13 protein-coding genes are annotated in these 16633 nt (G+C 36.8%); 6 read left to right on the top strand and 7 right to left on the bottom strand.

Annotated features, from left to right (window positions below; all coding sequences use genetic code 11):
- Window positions 1-465 precede the first annotated feature (465 nt).
- The 5 genes from HHL23_RS14355 (at window position 466) to HHL23_RS14335 (ending at window position 5718) form a co-directional block, all read left to right on the top strand.
- The gene (locus tag HHL23_RS14355; RefSeq protein WP_194306307.1) at window positions 466-1944 is read left to right on the top strand and encodes a serine hydrolase domain-containing protein; all 1479 of its coding nucleotides are present in this window, start codon (window positions 466-468) and stop codon (window positions 1942-1944) included.
- A gap of 43 nt (window positions 1945-1987) precedes the next feature.
- Window positions 1988-2611 carry a hypothetical protein gene (locus HHL23_RS14350; RefSeq protein ID WP_169235476.1) on the top strand — a complete coding sequence of 208 codons (624 nt, stop codon included), beginning with the start codon at window positions 1988-1990 and terminating at the stop codon, window positions 2609-2611.
- 429 nt (window positions 2612-3040) lie between these two features.
- The gene (locus tag HHL23_RS14345) at window positions 3041-4204 is read left to right on the top strand and encodes an iron-containing alcohol dehydrogenase (protein WP_169235475.1); all 1164 of its coding nucleotides are present in this window, start codon (window positions 3041-3043) and stop codon (window positions 4202-4204) included.
- Between the two features lie 329 nt (window positions 4205-4533).
- On the top strand, window positions 4534-4995 hold the full coding sequence (locus tag HHL23_RS14340; RefSeq protein ID WP_169235474.1) for a lipocalin-like domain-containing protein: 462 nt from the start codon (window positions 4534-4536) through the stop codon (window positions 4993-4995).
- 66 nt (window positions 4996-5061) lie between these two features.
- On the top strand, window positions 5062-5718 hold the full coding sequence (locus tag HHL23_RS14335) for a GDSL-type esterase/lipase family protein (protein WP_169235473.1): 657 nt from the start codon (window positions 5062-5064) through the stop codon (window positions 5716-5718).
- A gap of 45 nt (window positions 5719-5763) precedes the next feature.
- Here the strand turns inward: HHL23_RS14335 and HHL23_RS14330 are convergent, their stop codons facing one another.
- From HHL23_RS14330 to HHL23_RS14320, 3 genes are all read right to left on the bottom strand, one after another.
- On the bottom strand, window positions 5764-7125 hold the full coding sequence (locus tag HHL23_RS14330) for a DEAD/DEAH box helicase (protein WP_169235472.1): 1362 nt from the start codon (window positions 7123-7125) through the stop codon (window positions 5764-5766).
- 343 nt (window positions 7126-7468) lie between these two features.
- Window positions 7469-9118 (bottom strand): ABC1 kinase family protein, encoded by a 1650-nt coding sequence (locus HHL23_RS14325; RefSeq protein WP_169235471.1) that lies wholly within the window; start codon window positions 9116-9118, stop codon window positions 7469-7471.
- 171 nt (window positions 9119-9289) lie between these two features.
- Window positions 9290-9496, bottom strand: coding sequence for a cold-shock protein (locus tag HHL23_RS14320; RefSeq protein WP_073336871.1), 207 nt, complete (start codon window positions 9494-9496; stop codon window positions 9290-9292).
- Window positions 9497-9696: 200 nt separating this feature from the next.
- Between HHL23_RS14320 and HHL23_RS14315 the strand changes: the two genes are divergently transcribed.
- Window positions 9697-9858, top strand: coding sequence for a hypothetical protein (locus HHL23_RS14315; RefSeq protein WP_169235470.1), 162 nt, complete (start codon window positions 9697-9699; stop codon window positions 9856-9858).
- 140 nt (window positions 9859-9998) lie between these two features.
- On the opposite strand, the gene HHL23_RS14310 is transcribed toward HHL23_RS14315, so the two are convergent.
- From HHL23_RS14310 to purH, 4 genes are all read right to left on the bottom strand, one after another.
- Window positions 9999-11507 (bottom strand): carbon-nitrogen hydrolase family protein, encoded by a 1509-nt coding sequence (locus tag HHL23_RS14310; RefSeq protein ID WP_169235469.1) that lies wholly within the window; start codon window positions 11505-11507, stop codon window positions 9999-10001.
- Between the two features lie 419 nt (window positions 11508-11926).
- Entirely contained in the window at window positions 11927-13456 is a 1530-nt protein-coding gene (gene guaA, locus HHL23_RS14305) for a glutamine-hydrolyzing GMP synthase (protein ID WP_169235468.1), read from the bottom strand.
- A gap of 162 nt (window positions 13457-13618) precedes the next feature.
- Complete coding sequence (purD, locus tag HHL23_RS14300; RefSeq protein ID WP_169235467.1) at window positions 13619-14857, bottom strand: phosphoribosylamine--glycine ligase; 1239 nt, start codon at window positions 14855-14857, stop codon at window positions 13619-13621.
- 88 nt (window positions 14858-14945) lie between these two features.
- Window positions 14946-16463 carry a bifunctional phosphoribosylaminoimidazolecarboxamide formyltransferase/IMP cyclohydrolase gene (gene purH / locus HHL23_RS14295; RefSeq protein ID WP_169235466.1) on the bottom strand — a complete coding sequence of 506 codons (1518 nt, stop codon included), beginning with the start codon at window positions 16461-16463 and terminating at the stop codon, window positions 14946-14948.
- Window positions 16464-16633 lie beyond the last annotated feature (170 nt).

Here is a 16633-nt window from a genome sequence, read left to right as displayed (position 1 = left end):
ATAATGAATTAATTTATTGATTATCAGATGAATATACAATATTTTATCTCAACAAACTAATGATAAATTATTTATTATCAAACAATTATATACTATCTTATGTGACTTCTATCATGCGTTTGCCCTGGGGGTACAATTAACCAAAACATCCGAGGACATCGTCATTTTAGAAAATGTAGGCGCTTATAATGGTACAAAAAATTATACTTTCTCTTCTAATATTAAAGCTTTTAATTTTTCAATACATTCGTCAGAATTTAAAGGGGGTTGTGATGGTTATCAGATTAACAAATTAACATTTACCGGTATAGGTATTGATGTAACAGACGAAAAAGGATATTATAAAATTGTACTGCAATAGCCTTAACTATGAATTTAATTTGCAGTATATAAAGGTCAGATTGTAAAAAGAGAGATCATATGTAATAAAAAGCTATCTTACAATGTCTTACAATAAACGGTCTTATGAAAATCTCATTGAAATCATTTCTTGTTATTATTATTATTGTTTTATTTATACAAAACTATACAGCACAAAAGCGTTCTGACAGCATTGATGTTTTTATCAAGCATAAAATGCAGGAACTGAAAATCCCAGGGCTTCAATTGGCTGTCATCAGAAATGAAAAAATTGATCAACTGAGTAATTATGGACTTGCCAATATTGAACATCAGATCGCAACAAAAAACAATATGGTATTCTCTATCAATTCAATGACGAAAGCTTTTGTTGGTGTTGCTATCATGCAACTTCAGGAGCAGGGAAAATTAAAAACAGATGATACCATTTCAAAATATCTTTCTGACATTCCGGGAAACTGGAAAAAAATAACAATCAAACAGTTATTAAGCAATACATCAGGTCTTCCCAATAATATTGATGAAAAAGAACAGCTATTGGGTGGCGGTATCGAAAACAAAAATTGGGAAATAGTTAAAACACGTCCTATGGAGTTTTCGCCTGGTGAGAAATTCAGTTATAATCAAACAGGCTACTATATTTTAGGAAAAATAATTACAAAATTGAGCGGAGAGCATTTCGCGAAGTTTATTGAAGAAAATCAATTTAAGCCGTGTACAATGTTTGTCACTCGATTTGGAGATTCTAATGATATTATCGAGAATAATGCGGGTTCATATTCCACAATTATTAATCATGATGGCCAATGGATCAATGACGGAAAGCTCCACAATGCTTTTGTTGCCTTTCCTCTATTTTTTCGGACAGCTACAGGAATTTTATCATCAGCTGAAGATTTGAGTAAGTGGCTCATAGCCCTGCAGAAAGGGAAACTGCTTCATGATAAAAAAAGCATTAAGGAGCTTTTTACTACTATAAAGCTCAATAATGGTGACATAGGTGGTTTTAATAAACTCACGAACGGTTATGCCCTAGGATGGCCGACTGTTGTAAGGTCTGAGCATCCCGCCGTTGCTCCTGTAGGAGGTATGCGCTCTGCCCTGTTTGTTTATCCGGACGATAATCTATCAATCATTGTTTTAAGCAATCTTCAGGGAGCAAATCCTGAATGGTTCATTGATGAAATTGCCGGATACTACATACCAGATATGAAAATTGAAAATGGTTTTGGACTTAGCCCGAATATGAAGCTACTCTATCACCAAACTGTTTCAGGTGGGTATCAAAATGTATATGCAATTTATCAAAAAATTAAAGAGAACAATAAAAATTTTACCGTGTCAGAGGATGAGATCAATTCATGGGGTTACCAGCTGATAAGCCGGAATCTCAAGAATGAAGCCCTTGCCGTTTTCAAATTGAATACCTTGTTATTTCCGAACAGCGCCAATGTTTATGACAGCTATGGTGAAGCATTAGATGGGTTAGGACAAAAGAAAGAAGCTGTTATTAACTATAAAAAATCATTGATTCTTAATCCCGGCAATACCAACGCTGCTAATTATTTAAAGGATAAAAAATAAATCATCATTCATTTTCGTAAATTTGCCGGAAAGCACTTCCTTTATGAAAATTATTGTCATCACTTCGCTGGTTCTATCCAATCTGTTCTTTGCACAGACTGTGGTTCCTGATGACTACAGAAAGATTCCGGATATTCTGGATACAGCAGAATATTTGTACCCATTTATTGTTCCGGATAAAGAATATGGTTATTGGAGAGTTCTTACCAATGACACCGATCCTGAAAAAGCAGTGATCTATGAAAGTCAGATGCCGGATTTCATGACCATCAACGAGCCTCTTCCTGAGAAAGGTTTCTTTCAGCAATGTATGGACAACAGATGCTTTTCCTATATTCTTGCCTGTAAAAACGAAAGGTCTGTCTATTTCTCCAGTGAACAGCAGTTAAGAGATTTCATCGGAACGGTTGATAATCTTCCGGAAGCTATTTTATTGGCCCAAACGTATGGTTTTTCCGTAGATACCAGCAATAAAGCAGGTGGTTCATATAAAATGGAGGACAAACATATATCTCTGTATGCCTCAAAATCTAAAGGTTGTCCCGAAATTAAAGAATCTTACTTCATCAAAATCAATAGAAAAACGGGCAGACTGGAGTCAAAAAATAAAGGTATTTACTTTAAAAGTGAGGACTGCGATACTTCAGCTCAGACTGCTCCAAAATAAAAAGACAGCTTCAAAAAGGGAAAAACTCCATAAAAATCGGTTGCTTCAATGTCAACTTTTGCAATTGAATGCATTGAAATATAATTGTAGAGTTTATCGATTCAACATCTGAAATCTCATGTCTACTATAAAAATGCACATTCACTTGCGAAGTAAAATTCACCATTCACATTCCACAAGCATTCAAAGTCTTCGGTCTGATGTCTGAAATCTGATGTCTTATGTCTTGATTCTTGGTTCTTGGTTCTTGATTCTTGATTCCTGGCTCTTGATTTGAGCGCATCTCTCCTGATTCTAAAAACATCTTATTCCAAACCTGGGTTAAATTTTAAATTGTTATTATAAAATAGGTCGATAGTAATTTTAAAATTTCATTAACTCAGTTTTCGTATTGCTTTGCGTAAATTTGAATCAAATAAATTTAGAACAATGCTCAATTTCGAATTTAAAAATCCAACAAAAATACTTTTCGGAAAAGGTGAAATCGCTAAGATCTCCCGTGAAGTTCCAAAAGATGCTAAAATATTAATGATCTACGGAGGTGGAAGCATTAAGAACAACGGTGTTTACGATCAGGTAAAGGAAGCTCTGAAAGATCATGATCTGTATGAATTCGGAGGTGTTCCTGCAAATCCTGAGTATGAAGTACTAATCAACGCTTTAAGTTTTATCAAAGAAAATAATATCAATTATCTGCTGGCTGTAGGCGGAGGATCTGTGATTGATGGAACTAAATTTCTTTCTGCTGCTGCCAATTATGATGGAGAACCCTGGGAAATCCTTAGAAATTCAGTAAGAACGTTTGAAGGAGAAGGAATGCCTTTCGGAAGTATTCTGACATTGCCGGCAACGGGTTCTGAAATGAATTCAGGTTATGTCATTTCAAGAAGAGAAACCAATGAAAAATTATCGTCCGGTGGACCTGGTCTTTTCCCTCAGTTTTCTGTTTTAGATCCGGAAGTGATCAGAACAATCCCTAAGAACCAGATCGTCAACGGAATTACAGATGCTTACACGCATGTTTTGGAACAATATATGACGGCCCCTTCTTCTGCAGATCTTCAGGAAAGAATTGCGGAAAGCATTCTGATCAGCCTTCAGGAAACAGCTCCAAAAGTTCTGGCTGATGATTTTAATTATGATGCTGCCGGAAACTTTATGTGGTGCTGTACAATGGCTCTGAATGGTCTTATCCAGAAGGGAGTGATCACAGATTGGGCGGTACACGCTATGGGGCATGAACTAACTGCTTATTTCGGAATCGACCATGCAAGAACTTTAGCGGTTATTGCTCCTTCCCACTACCGTTATAATTTCGAAACCAAAAAAGGAAAACTGGCTCAGTACGCTGAAAGAGTATGGGGAATCAAAGACGGAACACTGGAAGAAAAAGCTGAAGCAGGAATCAAAAAGATGGAAGAATTCTTCCACAGCCTGAATATCAAAACCAAACTTTCCGAATATACAGAAGATTATAAAGGTACAGCTGAAAGAGTAGAAAAAGCATTTACAGACAGAAAATGGTCCGGACTTGGTGAGTATAAAAAACTGACGCCTCAGGATGCTTATAAGATTGTGGAGATGAGTTATTAGGAATGTGGGGTGAGAGAGTTGGCAGATGCTGGTTGCTAGTTTGTAATAATTAAGTTAGTGAGTTTATGATTTGAAATCTGATGTCTTGCATCTTGTTTCTTGACTCTTGACTTTTGTTTCTTAAAATCTAAATTAAAAAACAAAATTTCAAACTTTGACACAATCCCTACTGCCTGCAACCTACTATGTACGACCCATAAAAATCCATCACTTTCAAAGCTTCATCATATAAAATCCTGTTATTTATAAACATTCGTTTAAAAAAGCAGGATTTCATTATAAATATTTCAAATTTATTTATATTTTAGCATATTCTTAAATTTGTGAAAATGAAAAAACAGCTACTTTTATTTGCCTTTTCAGCTCTGGCACTAACTTCCTGTAAAGATGACAACATAGAAGCTTATGAATTAGAGATGATGAGCGGAGACTGGAAGATGGTTAAAAGAGAAACCATTTCCGGAAAAGACAATAAAACAGTACTTTCTACTGAAACTCCGTCTGATTGTGAGGCCAAAAATTTATTACACTTCAGAAGCGATTACTATACCAGCTATACGTATTATTCAGGAACAGGCACCGACTGCCAGATGACCGGAAAAACTGAAGGTAAATATACTTATAATGAAGAGTCTAAGCTGTTGAGCATCAAGAATGACGATGACACTGAAAGATGGCACAGAGTTGAAATCCTGACGAGCCAGGATCTGAAACTGGCGCAGCTGTTTGGTGCTTATGATCAAAACAATGATGGTACCGACGATCTGATCTACATTACCTACAAAAGATAAACACAGACTCCCGATAAAACCGGGAGTTTTTTATTACTTTTATACGACATTTAAAATTTGATTACAATGAAGAAGATTCTTTCAGCATTTCTCCTGCTGTATTTTGCCCTGTCCTTTTCACAGGAAAAAAAGCCGATGTTCTGGCAAGACATTCAAAATTTTAAAAAGGCAGATCAGGAAACCCCTCCACCCAAAGACGCTATCCTTCTGATAGGAAGTTCCTCTTTCACGAAATGGACAGACGTCACCAGCTATTTCCCAGATAAAACAATTATTAACAGAGGTTTTGGCGGATCAAGAATGACAGATCTGAATGATTTCGCAGACGAGCTTTTAAGCCCTTACCAGCCTAAACAGATCATTATCTACTGTGGTGATAATGATTTTGCAGACAACCACGATCTAAAGGCCAAAGTGGTGATCAACAGGTTTAAAACATTCTATAAAAAGATCCGTGAAAAGTTTCCTAACATCGAAGTAGATTTTATTTCAATAAAATATTCTCCAAGCCGCGAAGTCCTTTGGCCACAAATGAAAGAAACGAATAAAAAGATCGCCGCTTTCATGAAAAAAGAACCGAATGCAGAATTCATCGATATTACGAAAGCTATGGAAGATTCTAACGGAAACGTAAGAAGAGATCTTTTCGTAGAAGATATGCTCCACCTGACTCCGGAAGGATATGAGGTATGGGCGAAAGTGATGAAACCTTATATGAAATAATACAATACCTAAACAAAAAACTCCCGAAAAATCGGGAGTTTTTTGTTATTTCTTTTTCTTAGTAGATTTTGATACTGATATCGATTTCTGTTGGGCTCTGTTAGCTCCAAATTTCTTAGGTGCTTTTCTTTTTGAAGGACCGCCCCAGTTTTCTTTTTTGTTTTTATCCTTTTTCTCGTGAAATGCTCCTCCTCCTTCGTACAGTTTTACCTGTGCAGGATTCTTCATAATGATCACATCTTCCTCGGAAGCGATTTTCTTAGGATTTATTTTCACTTCTGTAGGGAAATCATGGAACTTAAGATCTTTATCCATTAATACCTCAATATCAAGAATAGAAGTTTCTTCTTTTTTAGTTGCAAAAGTAATTGCTTTACCGTCTTTGTCTGCCCTACCTGTTCTTCCTATTCTGTGAATATACTGTTCAGGAATTTCAGGGGTTTCAAAATTGATAACGTGGGTAATATTTGAAATATCAAGTCCTCTGGCCATTACATCGGTAGTAATCAATCCCCGGATTTCTTCATTTTCAAATCTCTTCATGGCTTTAAGCCTGTAGTTCTGAGATTTGTTTGAGTGGATGACATCAAATTCTTCAGGAAAAAGCTCATCGATTTTAGCAAACAGAAGGTCAGAATTCTTCTTATTATTGGTAAAAACCAAGACCTTAGACATGTCTTCATTATTCTTCAATAAATACTCAAGAAGGTTGATTTTTGTATTAAAGTTTTCAACTTTATAACCGGTCTGCTCAATTTTTTCAAGAGGTGTTCCGGATTTTGCTAATGAAAGCTCTATTGGACTGGCAAAATACTGATCCAGCATTTCATCTACCGCTTCTGTCATCGTAGCCGAGAAAAGAATGTTCTGTCTCTTCGGCTTCATCATTTCAAAAATATGGGTAAGTTGCGGTCTGAAACCTAAATTAAGCATCTCATCAAATTCATCAATGATCAGATTCTTAACTTCTTTCAGTGAAATGGCATTATCAATAGCAAGATCCATTACCCTTCCCGGAGTTCCTACCAAAATATCACATCCGTTATTAAATAAGAGTTTCTGTGTATTGATATTTTTCCCTCCGTATATTCCGATTACTCTTGCGGTAATATTTTCTGTCAGTTTCTCAACAATTTCGGCTACCTGTACCACCAATTCTCTTGTAGGAACAAGAATCAAAACAGTAGGATTCCCTGCTTTGTTGTATTTCCATGTTTTAAGAACGGGCAGAAGATAGGCTAATGTTTTCCCGGTTCCGGTTTGTGCGATCCCCATGACATCTCTCCCGGAAAGTATAGGGCCTAAGCTCTTTTCCTGAATAGGTGTAGGTTCGAATAATTCCAGATCCGCTAAAACATCAAGAATTTTAACCGGCAGGTCAAAATCCGCAAAAGTGAGTTTTTCCATGGTGCAAAGATAGGTATTTAAATTTAGAGGTTAAACTTAATGTCAGTGGTGAATTTTAAGTTGTGAGAATCAAGAATCAAGAGCCTAGAACCAATATGATGGACATCAGATTTCAGATTTCAGACATTCAATCCAGCAACTAACATAATAAACCAGCAACCCTCTAACTCTCAAACTCCCTTATCTCGTGATCCGAAACCCGCACACCGAAACTCAATTCACTTTCACACTTGTACTTTTAATTTTGATATCATCATCTTCCCATTGGCTGGATGTAATGATCACATATCCTTTCTTTTTGGGATCTTTTTTGATAGGAAATTTTTCTTTCCATTCTACTTTCTTATTTTCTGGTTACTCTCAGTAAAAGTACCAAGACCAATATAACAGAAAATACAAATCCTAAAACCGCGACTAAAGACATCTCTCCTATTCTGGGTCCGGATTCCGAAGTAAAAACAATAGCCGTAGCAATAATGTTAGCTCCCAGGATCATGGCCAAAATTAAGTTAATGATACTGGACTTGATCAGTTGATTAGTCTTTTCAATATTTTTAATCTCGCTGGATACTGTGAATTTGTTATCGTCCAATTTCTGCAAAACAGATCGGAGTTCTTTGGGAATTTCATCTACATTATCCGTGAAATTTAGCATCCTGTCCATCCCTGTCTTTAAAAGATTCTTCGGACTGATCTTTTTGGTTAATATTTTTCTGGTGTAAGGGTGAAGGCTTTTCACAATATCCAGATCCGGATTAATGGTTCGTCCCACTCCTTCTATCAGACTGATCCCTTTAAAAAGGAGATAAAAATAATCCGGCATGTAGAGCCTGTTATCTTTTAGAATATCCTTCATTTTATTGATGATCACCTGAACGTTGATATCCTGCAATGAAGAGCTGTGAACAAAGTTCAGAATATCTTCTACATCGTTTTCAAATCTTCTTTCATCGGGAATTTCATAACTGACCGCCATTTTTTTGAGATAACGGACTATTTTATGAGGATTTTTAGCCACAAAACTTACGATCAGGTTTTCAAGGATCTCTTTATCGTTTGGCTGGATCTTTCCTACAGCCCCAAAGTCTATGAACACAATTTTCCCGTTCTTTTTCACCAAAATATTTCCGGCATGCGGATCGGCATGGAAGAATCCGTAATCCAGAATCTGTGAAACAAATAGTCTCAACCCCACTTCAGAAACTTTTACAGGATCAATATCATGGGCTAAAAGCGCAGCTTTATCGGTCACCTTGATCCCATCGATAAACTCCATGCAAAGAATATTGTTATTCGAAAACTCTTCATAAATTTTCGGAACATACGTTTCTTTATTGTTTTTGAAATTCCGGGCAAAATGCAGGATATTTTCTTTTTCGTTGATCAGAGAAACTTCTTCAAGCAAAGATTTTTCAAAAGTAGAAATCGCCTGTTTAAGATTAAGTTTTTCTCCTATTTCTGAATAAGCCGACACTAACTTTTCAAGGTCTTTAATGAGAAGCAGATCATCTTCAATAAGGGTCTGTACATCAGCTTTTTTGAGTTTGAGGATCGCCGGACTCCCATCCAGCAAAACAGCCTTATACACCTGAGCGATAGATGCTGTTGCCAAAGGTTCTTTCTCAATCTCGAGAAAATGATCTTTAACGGATATATTGAATTCGTTTTCCAGAATTTCTTCTACATCCATATCTACCATATCTACTTTATCCTGAAGTTTCTGTAGCTCCTGGATCAGTTCGGGTGGAAGAAGATCTTCACGGTTACTGAATGTCTGCCCCAATTTTACAAAAGTAGGTCCAAGCTCTTCCAGCACCAGTCTGATTCTTTCATATACGGTCCCTTTGGAAATGACCTCGTCCGGATCATCAGAAACCGGTTCCTGTTTATTTCCAGTATTCATTCTCGCCAGCATATCTTTAAATCCGTATTTACTGAGTACGGAAATAAGTCTGGCTGATCTTTTCAGTTTTCGTTGCTGCTTGTCAAACATATATTTGTAGATAGTTGTTGCAAATTACTCCAAAAATTGTTCCTATTGTTATTTTATTTGAATTTGAATCCACGCTAATGCTGTCAGCAGAACTACTTCTTGCCAGAGTCGAGCCATAAAAAAAGCCGCCATACTATGGCAGCTTTATTTCAACAATATCTTAATAAGTTATTATCCTACTATTCTAACATTGTCTGCTTCAGGTCCTTTTTTACCTTCTTTAATATCAAATTCTACTGCCTGTCCTTCTTTTAAAGATCTAAGGCCTGAAGACTGAATGGCTGAATGATGGCAAAAAATATCGTTTCCGCCTCCGTCTGGTGTAATAAAACCAAAACCTTTTGTTTCGTTAAACCATTTTACTGTTCCTGTCATTATATTTTATTTAAATTGATCAGTGAAGATAGTAAATTTCAAGAATATCATGAAAAAAAATAACATTTTTAATTCAATTATTTTTCTAATGCTCAGACAATACAATAAATACAAATAAAAAAAATTCTAGCTATACTATTATTTAAAGGATTTTTTTATCTTTATATTCATCAAATTATCAACTAACCTATAAATATTACAAAATGAAAAATTTACGCAACAGCAAACTTTCAAGAGAACAATTAAAGGGAATTAACGGAAACGGTATCATTATCGGTGGTAACTGTTCGTATGAGTGCTGCCCTACTGACGGAAGACCTAGATGTCCGAGACTGATCTGCCCTGCAGTGATCTGTCCGCAGTAATTATAAAAAATTTAACATTTTAAATATAGGGCAGAAATTCATCTGCTCTTTTTTTATTTTTATAGGCGAAATACCTTACAATGAAAATAAATCCTGACCGTTTGGCCAGGATTTTATGTGTTGAAAATTATGGACGCTTCTTACTTAAGGTAAGTTTCGTAAAGGTCTTTTCTACGGTCGTTCATTACCTGAACAGAGCCGTTATGATGGAGATCTTTCAGTAAATTAAGGTCTACATCCACAATAAGGGTCATTTCTGTATTAGGAGTAGCTTCCCCTTTCACAGCATTGGATGGAAAGGCAAAATCTGAAGGCGTAAATACGGCAGCCTGCCCAAACTGGATATCCATATTGTTGACTCCCGGAAGATTTCCGACACATCCGGCAATCGCAACATAACATTCATTTTCGATAGCCCTCGCAGCCGCACAGTGACGTACTCTGATATAAGCATTTTGGGTATCGGTAAGATAAGGTACAAAAAGAATTTTCATGCCCTGATCTGCCAAAATTCTCGGCAGTTCCGGAAATTCTACGTCGTAACAGATGACAAGACCTATTTTTCCGCAGTCGGTATCGAAAACTCTAATCTCATTTCCGCCTTTCATTCCGTAGTATTTTCTTTCGTTTGGCGTAATGTGGACTTTACGGTATTCATCGATACGGCCGTCACGGTGTAACAGATAACTCACATTATACAGATCATTACTCTCCGTATCGAAAACAGGCATACTTCCTGAGATAATATTGACATTGTAACTGATGGCCAGTTCGGAAATTTTATTCTTGATTTCTTCACTTAATTTAGCCAATTCTATCATACTGTCTCTTTCGGAAAGCTTATTGAAAGGCGCCAGTAGCGGCGTATTGAAAAGTTCCGGAAAAAGGACAAAGTCCGACTTGTAGTCGCCCATCACATTCACAAAAAACTCTACCTGCTCATAAAAAGCATCGATATTTTTAAAATGTCTCATCTGCCACTGTACCAGTCCAAGACGGATGATGCTGTCCTGCATGGTATTGGGTTTTTTGCTGTAATAGATGTTGTTCCATTGTAGCAAAACGGCATTTTCCAGTGAGGATTCATCTTCGGGAAGGTATTTTTTAAGAATCTTTATGGGCAGAAAGTTATTGGAAAGCTGGAAAGACAATACAGAATCGTAAATTTCTTTGTCTCTTACTCTTCGGATGTACTCCCTTGGGGAAAGTTCGTCGCTGTATTTATGATAGTTTGGAATTCTTCCACCCAGAATTATAGATTTCAGATTAAGCAGTTCACATAATTCTTTTCTGGCATCATATAGTCTTCTTCCCAGACGCAGCTCACGAAACTCAGGATCTACAAAAACCTCAATTCCATAGAGCACGTTTCCGGTTGAAAGATGGGTATTGAAGGTATAATTTCCTGTAATATCTACATAAGTATGATCGTCTCCGAATTCGTCATAATTCACAATAATGGAGAGTGCTACAGCAGCCAGTTTTCCGTCTACCGTGATACAGATCTGACCTTTAGGGAATATTCTGGTGAGCTTTTCGATGCTTTTTTTAGACCAAATAGATTCAGACATCTGCGGATAAGCGCGTTTCATTGTTATTACCAGTTCATCATAATCCTGAAGACTCAGGGCTCTTGTTTCTATTTGCATTTGACGTAATTTTATTTAAATTTAAGGAAAAATAATCAGCAGAGAAACTTATTACCAAAACACATCCATAAAAATGAAAATATATCGTCTGATTCATTCTATAGCAGTTCTAATAATTTTTACCCTATTTTTTTTTAATTCGGCCTCAGCAAATAATGTTTCTCACAATTTAAATTTATTATTCAGTTCAAATCTCAATAGTCTTGACGGGAAAAATTTCCTTTATTTTTTTTCAGGATTATCAATATTGATAAGTTATTTTATTGTTGGTGAGAACAAGATATTTAAAGGAATATATTTTTTACTAATCTTAATAGGTATTGTATTTATAGTATTTTCTATAAAACAATTTTAAACTTAATATCATAAAAAAAATTCTGCCTTAGGGCAGAATTTATATTATAAAAATTAAAGTGAAATTACTCCCACTCAATCGTTGCAGGTGGTTTGCTTGAAATATCGTAAGCTACTCTGTTGATTCCTCTTACTTCGTTGATGATTCTGCTGGATACTGTATCCAGGAACTCGTAAGGAAGTCTGCTCCACGTTGCCGTCATAAAATCGATGGTGTTGGCAGAACGAACTACAGCGGTGTATTCATACGTTCTTTCGTCCCCCATTACTCCTACTGATTTCACAGGAAGAAGGACTACAAAAGCCTGGGATACTTTTTCATAAAGATCATTTTTGTATAATTCTTCAATGAAAATATCATCAGCTTCCTGAAGGATTTTCACTTTTTCAGCGTCTACAGCTCCTAAAATTCTGATTCCTAAACCTGGACCAGGGAAAGGGTGTCTGTGTACCAAATGATGAGGAATACCTAATTCTTCCCCAACCTTTCTTACTTCATCCTTGAAAAGTTCTCTTAAAGGCTCCAACAGTTCAAATTCCATTTCTTCTGGAAGTCCACCAACGTTGTGGTGAGATTTGATTACTGCTGATGGTCCGTTTACTGACTGACTTTCGATAACGTCTGGGTAAATTGTTCCTTGTGCCAAGAATTTAGCCCCTTCGATTTTATGAGATTCTTCATCAAAAACATGGATAAACTCGTTTCCGATGATCTTTCTTTTTTGTTCAGGATCGTCAACTCCGGCTAATTTAGATAAGAATCTTTCAGAAGCGTCAACCAATTTAATATTCATATTAAAATGCTCGCCGTAATTTTCCATTACTTTTACGTCTTCATTCTTTCTCAATAAACCTGTATCAACAAAGATACACTGTAATTGATCACCGATTGCTTTGTGAATTAAAACGGCTGCTACAGAAGAATCTACTCCTCCTGAAAGACCAAGGATTACTTTGTTGTCTCCTACTCTTTCTTTGATTTCTGCAACTGTTTTTTCGATATAGTTCGTCAGTTTCCAGTTTTTCTCAGCATCACAGATCGCGAAAACAAAGTTTTCAAGCATTTTTCCGCCTTCTTCCGTATGGGAAACTTCCGGGTGAAACTGAACACAGTAGATTTTTCTGTCTTCATTGGAAATAGAGGCCATTACTCCTGATTTTGCATTTAATTCAAACCCTGCAGGCAGCTCTCCTACTTCGTCAAAGTGACTCATCCATACAATAGAATTCTGAGTAACTCCTTTTAACAAAGCACTTTCTTTAATAATATCTAAATGAGCTTTTCCGTACTCTCCTTTTTCACCTTTATTTACTTTTCCACCTAAAAGATGAGCTGTAAGCTGCATTCCGTAGCAAATCCCCAATACAGGAATCCCTTGTTCATATAGTTCTTTTTCTACCAAGTGGGCATTTTCTGCGTTCACAGAACTTGGTCCCCCGGAAAGGATAATCCCTTTCGGCTGTTTAGCAAGAATATCCTGTAAAGGTGTGTTGAAAGGAAGGATTTCAGAATATACCCCCATCTCACGGATTCTTCTTCCGATAAGCTGATTGTACTGTGATCCGAAATCTAATATGATAATACCGTTGTTCATTTTATAAATGATAAATGATGATTAATAAATGATGTCAGATGTAAGATATCAGATTTCAGACTTGAACGTCTGGAATCTGATATCTTACATCTGGTATCTGAATATTGACTGTTTTACAAAAAAAGACTTGGAAACGTTCCAAATCTTTTTTCGTGATTTATTTTAAAACTTTCCGATGTCTTCTCTGTAGAAACCGTAATCGAAATGAATGTGGGCTGCATCTTCGTACACCTTTTTGCGGGCGTCGTCATAGGTAGCTCCCGTAGCAACGATGTTCAGAACTCTTCCACCGTTAGAAACTACTTTGTCTGCTCTTCTTACTGCCCCTGCATATAGAAGTTTAGAATGCTTGAGTTTGTCCTCTCCTACAATTTCGTACCCTGTTTCGATATTTCTAGGGTAACCTCCGGAACACATCACAAGACATACCGCTTTTTCGTCTTTAAACTTAAGCTCGATATCTTTTCCATCCATACAGTCCTGGATCACATCAAGAAGATTGTTTTCCATTAATGCCATTAATACCTGAGTTTCAGGATCTCCGAATCTCATGTTATATTCAAGAAGGTAAGTTCCGTTCTTAGTAACCATTAATCCGAAGAAAATGATTCCTTTAAAGCTGAATCCTTCTCCTTTCAGACCGTTAATAGTCGTTTGTAAAATATTTTTTTCAAAATCAGCATAGTGCTCCTGAGTAAAATCAGGGCTTGGCGCTACAGATCCCATACCACCCGTATTGGGTCCTGTGTCACCGTTTCCAGCTTTTTTGTAATCTTTTGCAGCGATACAAGGGAAAATCTTTTCACCGTTTGAGAATGCAATGATGGAAGCTTCAAAACCTTCTAAATATTCTTCAATAACCAAACGGATTCCTGCATCTCCATAAATTCTTCTGATCATAAAGTCGTGGATCGTAGCCTCAGCTTCTTCAATGTTGTCGCAAATAACCACCCCTTTTCCGCCTGCAAGACCACTCGCCTTAACCACTAGAGGATACTGCTGTGTCTGAACATATTCTTTAGCATCATTGTATGAATCAAATACCACAGCTTTAGCCGTTTTGATATCATAGGTCTGCATAAATTTCTTAGAGAAAGCCTTACTTCCTTCCAGGCTCGCTACTTTTTGGTTCGGACCGAAAACTTTAAGATCGTGCTTTTTGAATTCATCCTTCAGACCTGCTACAAGCGGAGCTTCAGGACCTACAATTGTAAGATCTATCTTTTCTTTGATCGCGAAATCTCTCAGTTCTTTGATCTCTGATAAATGAACATTTTTCCCTATTACATCGGTGGTAGCATTACCGTTAGCAAAAAACATTTTAGAAATTCTTGGATCATTCTGAAGCTTTGCTGCTAAAGCAGATTCTCTACCGCCTTCACCTATGATTAATATTCTCATACTTTATTTATTATCTAGTCTATTTTACAAATATATAATTTTGAATGCTATAAATACAATCCCAAATTATTTTTTAATTCTATTTTAATTAATGTAAAAAATGTCTAACCCCGGTAAATATCATTGGAATACCGTGCTCATTGGCAGCTTCAATGCTGTCCTGATCTTTTACACTTCCACCCGGCTGGATGATTGCTTTAATTCCTTCTTTAGCGCAGAAATCTACTACGTCACGGAAAGGGAAAAATGCGTCAGACGCCAAAACAAGATCTCCTGTGAATTTTTCTTTTGCTCTTTCGATGGCCTGTTCAGTAGCCCAGATTCTGTTGACCTGTCCGCCACCGATTCCGAATGCCTGGATACCATTGGAAACAACAATTGCATTTGATTTTACGTACTTCACGACTCTCTGAGAGAAAAGAAGGGCTTTTTTCTGCTCTTCTGAAGGCTGTACCTCAGTCACCACTTTGATATCGTCCGAGAAATGATTGTCATTATCCTGAACCAGGATACCTCCATCAATTTTTACCCAAGTCTGTTTGTCAGAAACAGGGTTTACGATTTTTATAATTCTTAGGTTTTTCTTTTTTCTTAGAACTTCAAGAGCTGCTTCATCAAAGTCCGGAGCCATTACAATCTCTAGGAATGTTTTGTTCAGTTCTTCTGCAGTTGCTGCATCGATCTTGTAGTTCATTGCAACAATTCCGCCAAAAATAGAAACCGGATCACATTCGAAAGTTTTCTGATAGGTTTCCAATGCTGAAGTTCCGATCGCTACGCCACAAGGTGTAGAATGCTTCACTGCGCAGCATGCCATTTCTTCTTTGAATTCCGTTACTACTTTCCAGCAAAGGTCCATATCACGAAGGTTGTTGAAAGAAAGTTCTTTACCGCCAAGCTGTTCGAAATCTTTCATCGCCCCGTTCTCAAATGTAGAAACGTAGTAAGCAGCAGTTTGGTGAGGGTTTTCACCATATCGTAGATCAGATGCTTTTTTATATGAAGCATTAAGATACGTAGGATATTCTTCATCTAAAAGCATTCTTGAAATAGCCCCGTCATAAGCTGAAGTAAGGTTGAATACTTTTCCTGCAAGCTTTTTGCGTGTTTCGATGTACGTATCACCGTTCTGTTCCATTTCAAGCTTTACCGTTGCATAATCTTCCACATCGGTAATTACGGTAACAGAATCGAAATTCTTAGCCGCAGAACGAAGCATTGAAGGACCTCCGATATCGATAAACTCTACTTTCTCATGTAAAGAAATGTCTTTGTTTACATTTTCAAAGAAAGGATAAAGATTCACGATTACCATATCGATCAGATCTATTCCGTGCTCCTGAACGGTTTTCATGTGCTCTTCATTGGAACGAACTGCTAAAAGACCTCCGTGAACTTTGGGGTGAAGGGTTTTCACTCTTCCGTCCAGCATTTCAGGGAAATTGGTTACCTCATCGATCTGAATCGGATTTAAACCAGCGTCTTTCAAATGTTTGAACGTTCCTCCTGTAGAAATCAACTCATAATTCTGGGCTTCCAAGAACTGGGCGAACTCGATCAATCCGCTTTTGTCAGAAACACTGATTAAAACTCTCTTTTTACTCATTTTTACTTTTTGATTTTTTTTCACATAGGATTTACTCCTATGCTTGATTAAATCGTCCCTTCGGGACTTTTGCTTTCAATTTTTACTTTTTACAGCTATTTCAAACTGTAGCCCGGTCTTTCACCCCCGGCCTTACTTTTATTTACTTAGATTTTTTCTTAAAAATGTAA

The organism is Chryseobacterium antibioticum, assembly GCF_012927325.1.
Classification (GTDB): Bacteria; Bacteroidota; Bacteroidia; order Flavobacteriales; family Weeksellaceae; genus Chryseobacterium; species Chryseobacterium antibioticum.
This window is presented reverse-complemented; position numbering and strand designations above follow the sequence as displayed.

Coding starts and splice junctions, on each gene's coding strand:
- purD (WP_169235467.1), bottom strand. CDS start 14,857: ATGAGAATATTAATCATAGGTGAAGGCGGTAGAGAATCTGCTTTAGCA.
- HHL23_RS14350 (WP_169235476.1), top strand. CDS start 1,988: ATGAAAATTATTGTCATCACTTCGCTGGTTCTATCCAATCTGTTCTTT.
- HHL23_RS14340 (WP_169235474.1), top strand. CDS start 4,534: ATGAAAAAACAGCTACTTTTATTTGCCTTTTCAGCTCTGGCACTAACT.
- HHL23_RS14335 (WP_169235473.1), top strand. CDS start 5,062: ATGAAGAAGATTCTTTCAGCATTTCTCCTGCTGTATTTTGCCCTGTCC.
- HHL23_RS14345 (WP_169235475.1), top strand. CDS start 3,041: ATGCTCAATTTCGAATTTAAAAATCCAACAAAAATACTTTTCGGAAAA.
- HHL23_RS14325 (WP_169235471.1), bottom strand. CDS start 9,118: ATGTTTGACAAGCAGCAACGAAAACTGAAAAGATCAGCCAGACTTATT.
- HHL23_RS14355 (WP_194306307.1), top strand. CDS start 466: ATGAAAATCTCATTGAAATCATTTCTTGTTATTATTATTATTGTTTTA.
- HHL23_RS14330 (WP_169235472.1), bottom strand. CDS start 7,125: ATGGAAAAACTCACTTTTGCGGATTTTGACCTGCCGGTTAAAATTCTT.
- HHL23_RS14315 (WP_169235470.1), top strand. CDS start 9,697: ATGAAAAATTTACGCAACAGCAAACTTTCAAGAGAACAATTAAAGGGA.
- purH (WP_169235466.1), bottom strand. CDS start 16,463: ATGAGTAAAAAGAGAGTTTTAATCAGTGTTTCTGACAAAAGCGGATTG.
- HHL23_RS14310 (WP_169235469.1), bottom strand. CDS start 11,507: ATGCAAATAGAAACAAGAGCCCTGAGTCTTCAGGATTATGATGAACTG.
- guaA (WP_169235468.1), bottom strand. CDS start 13,456: ATGAACAACGGTATTATCATATTAGATTTCGGATCACAGTACAATCAG.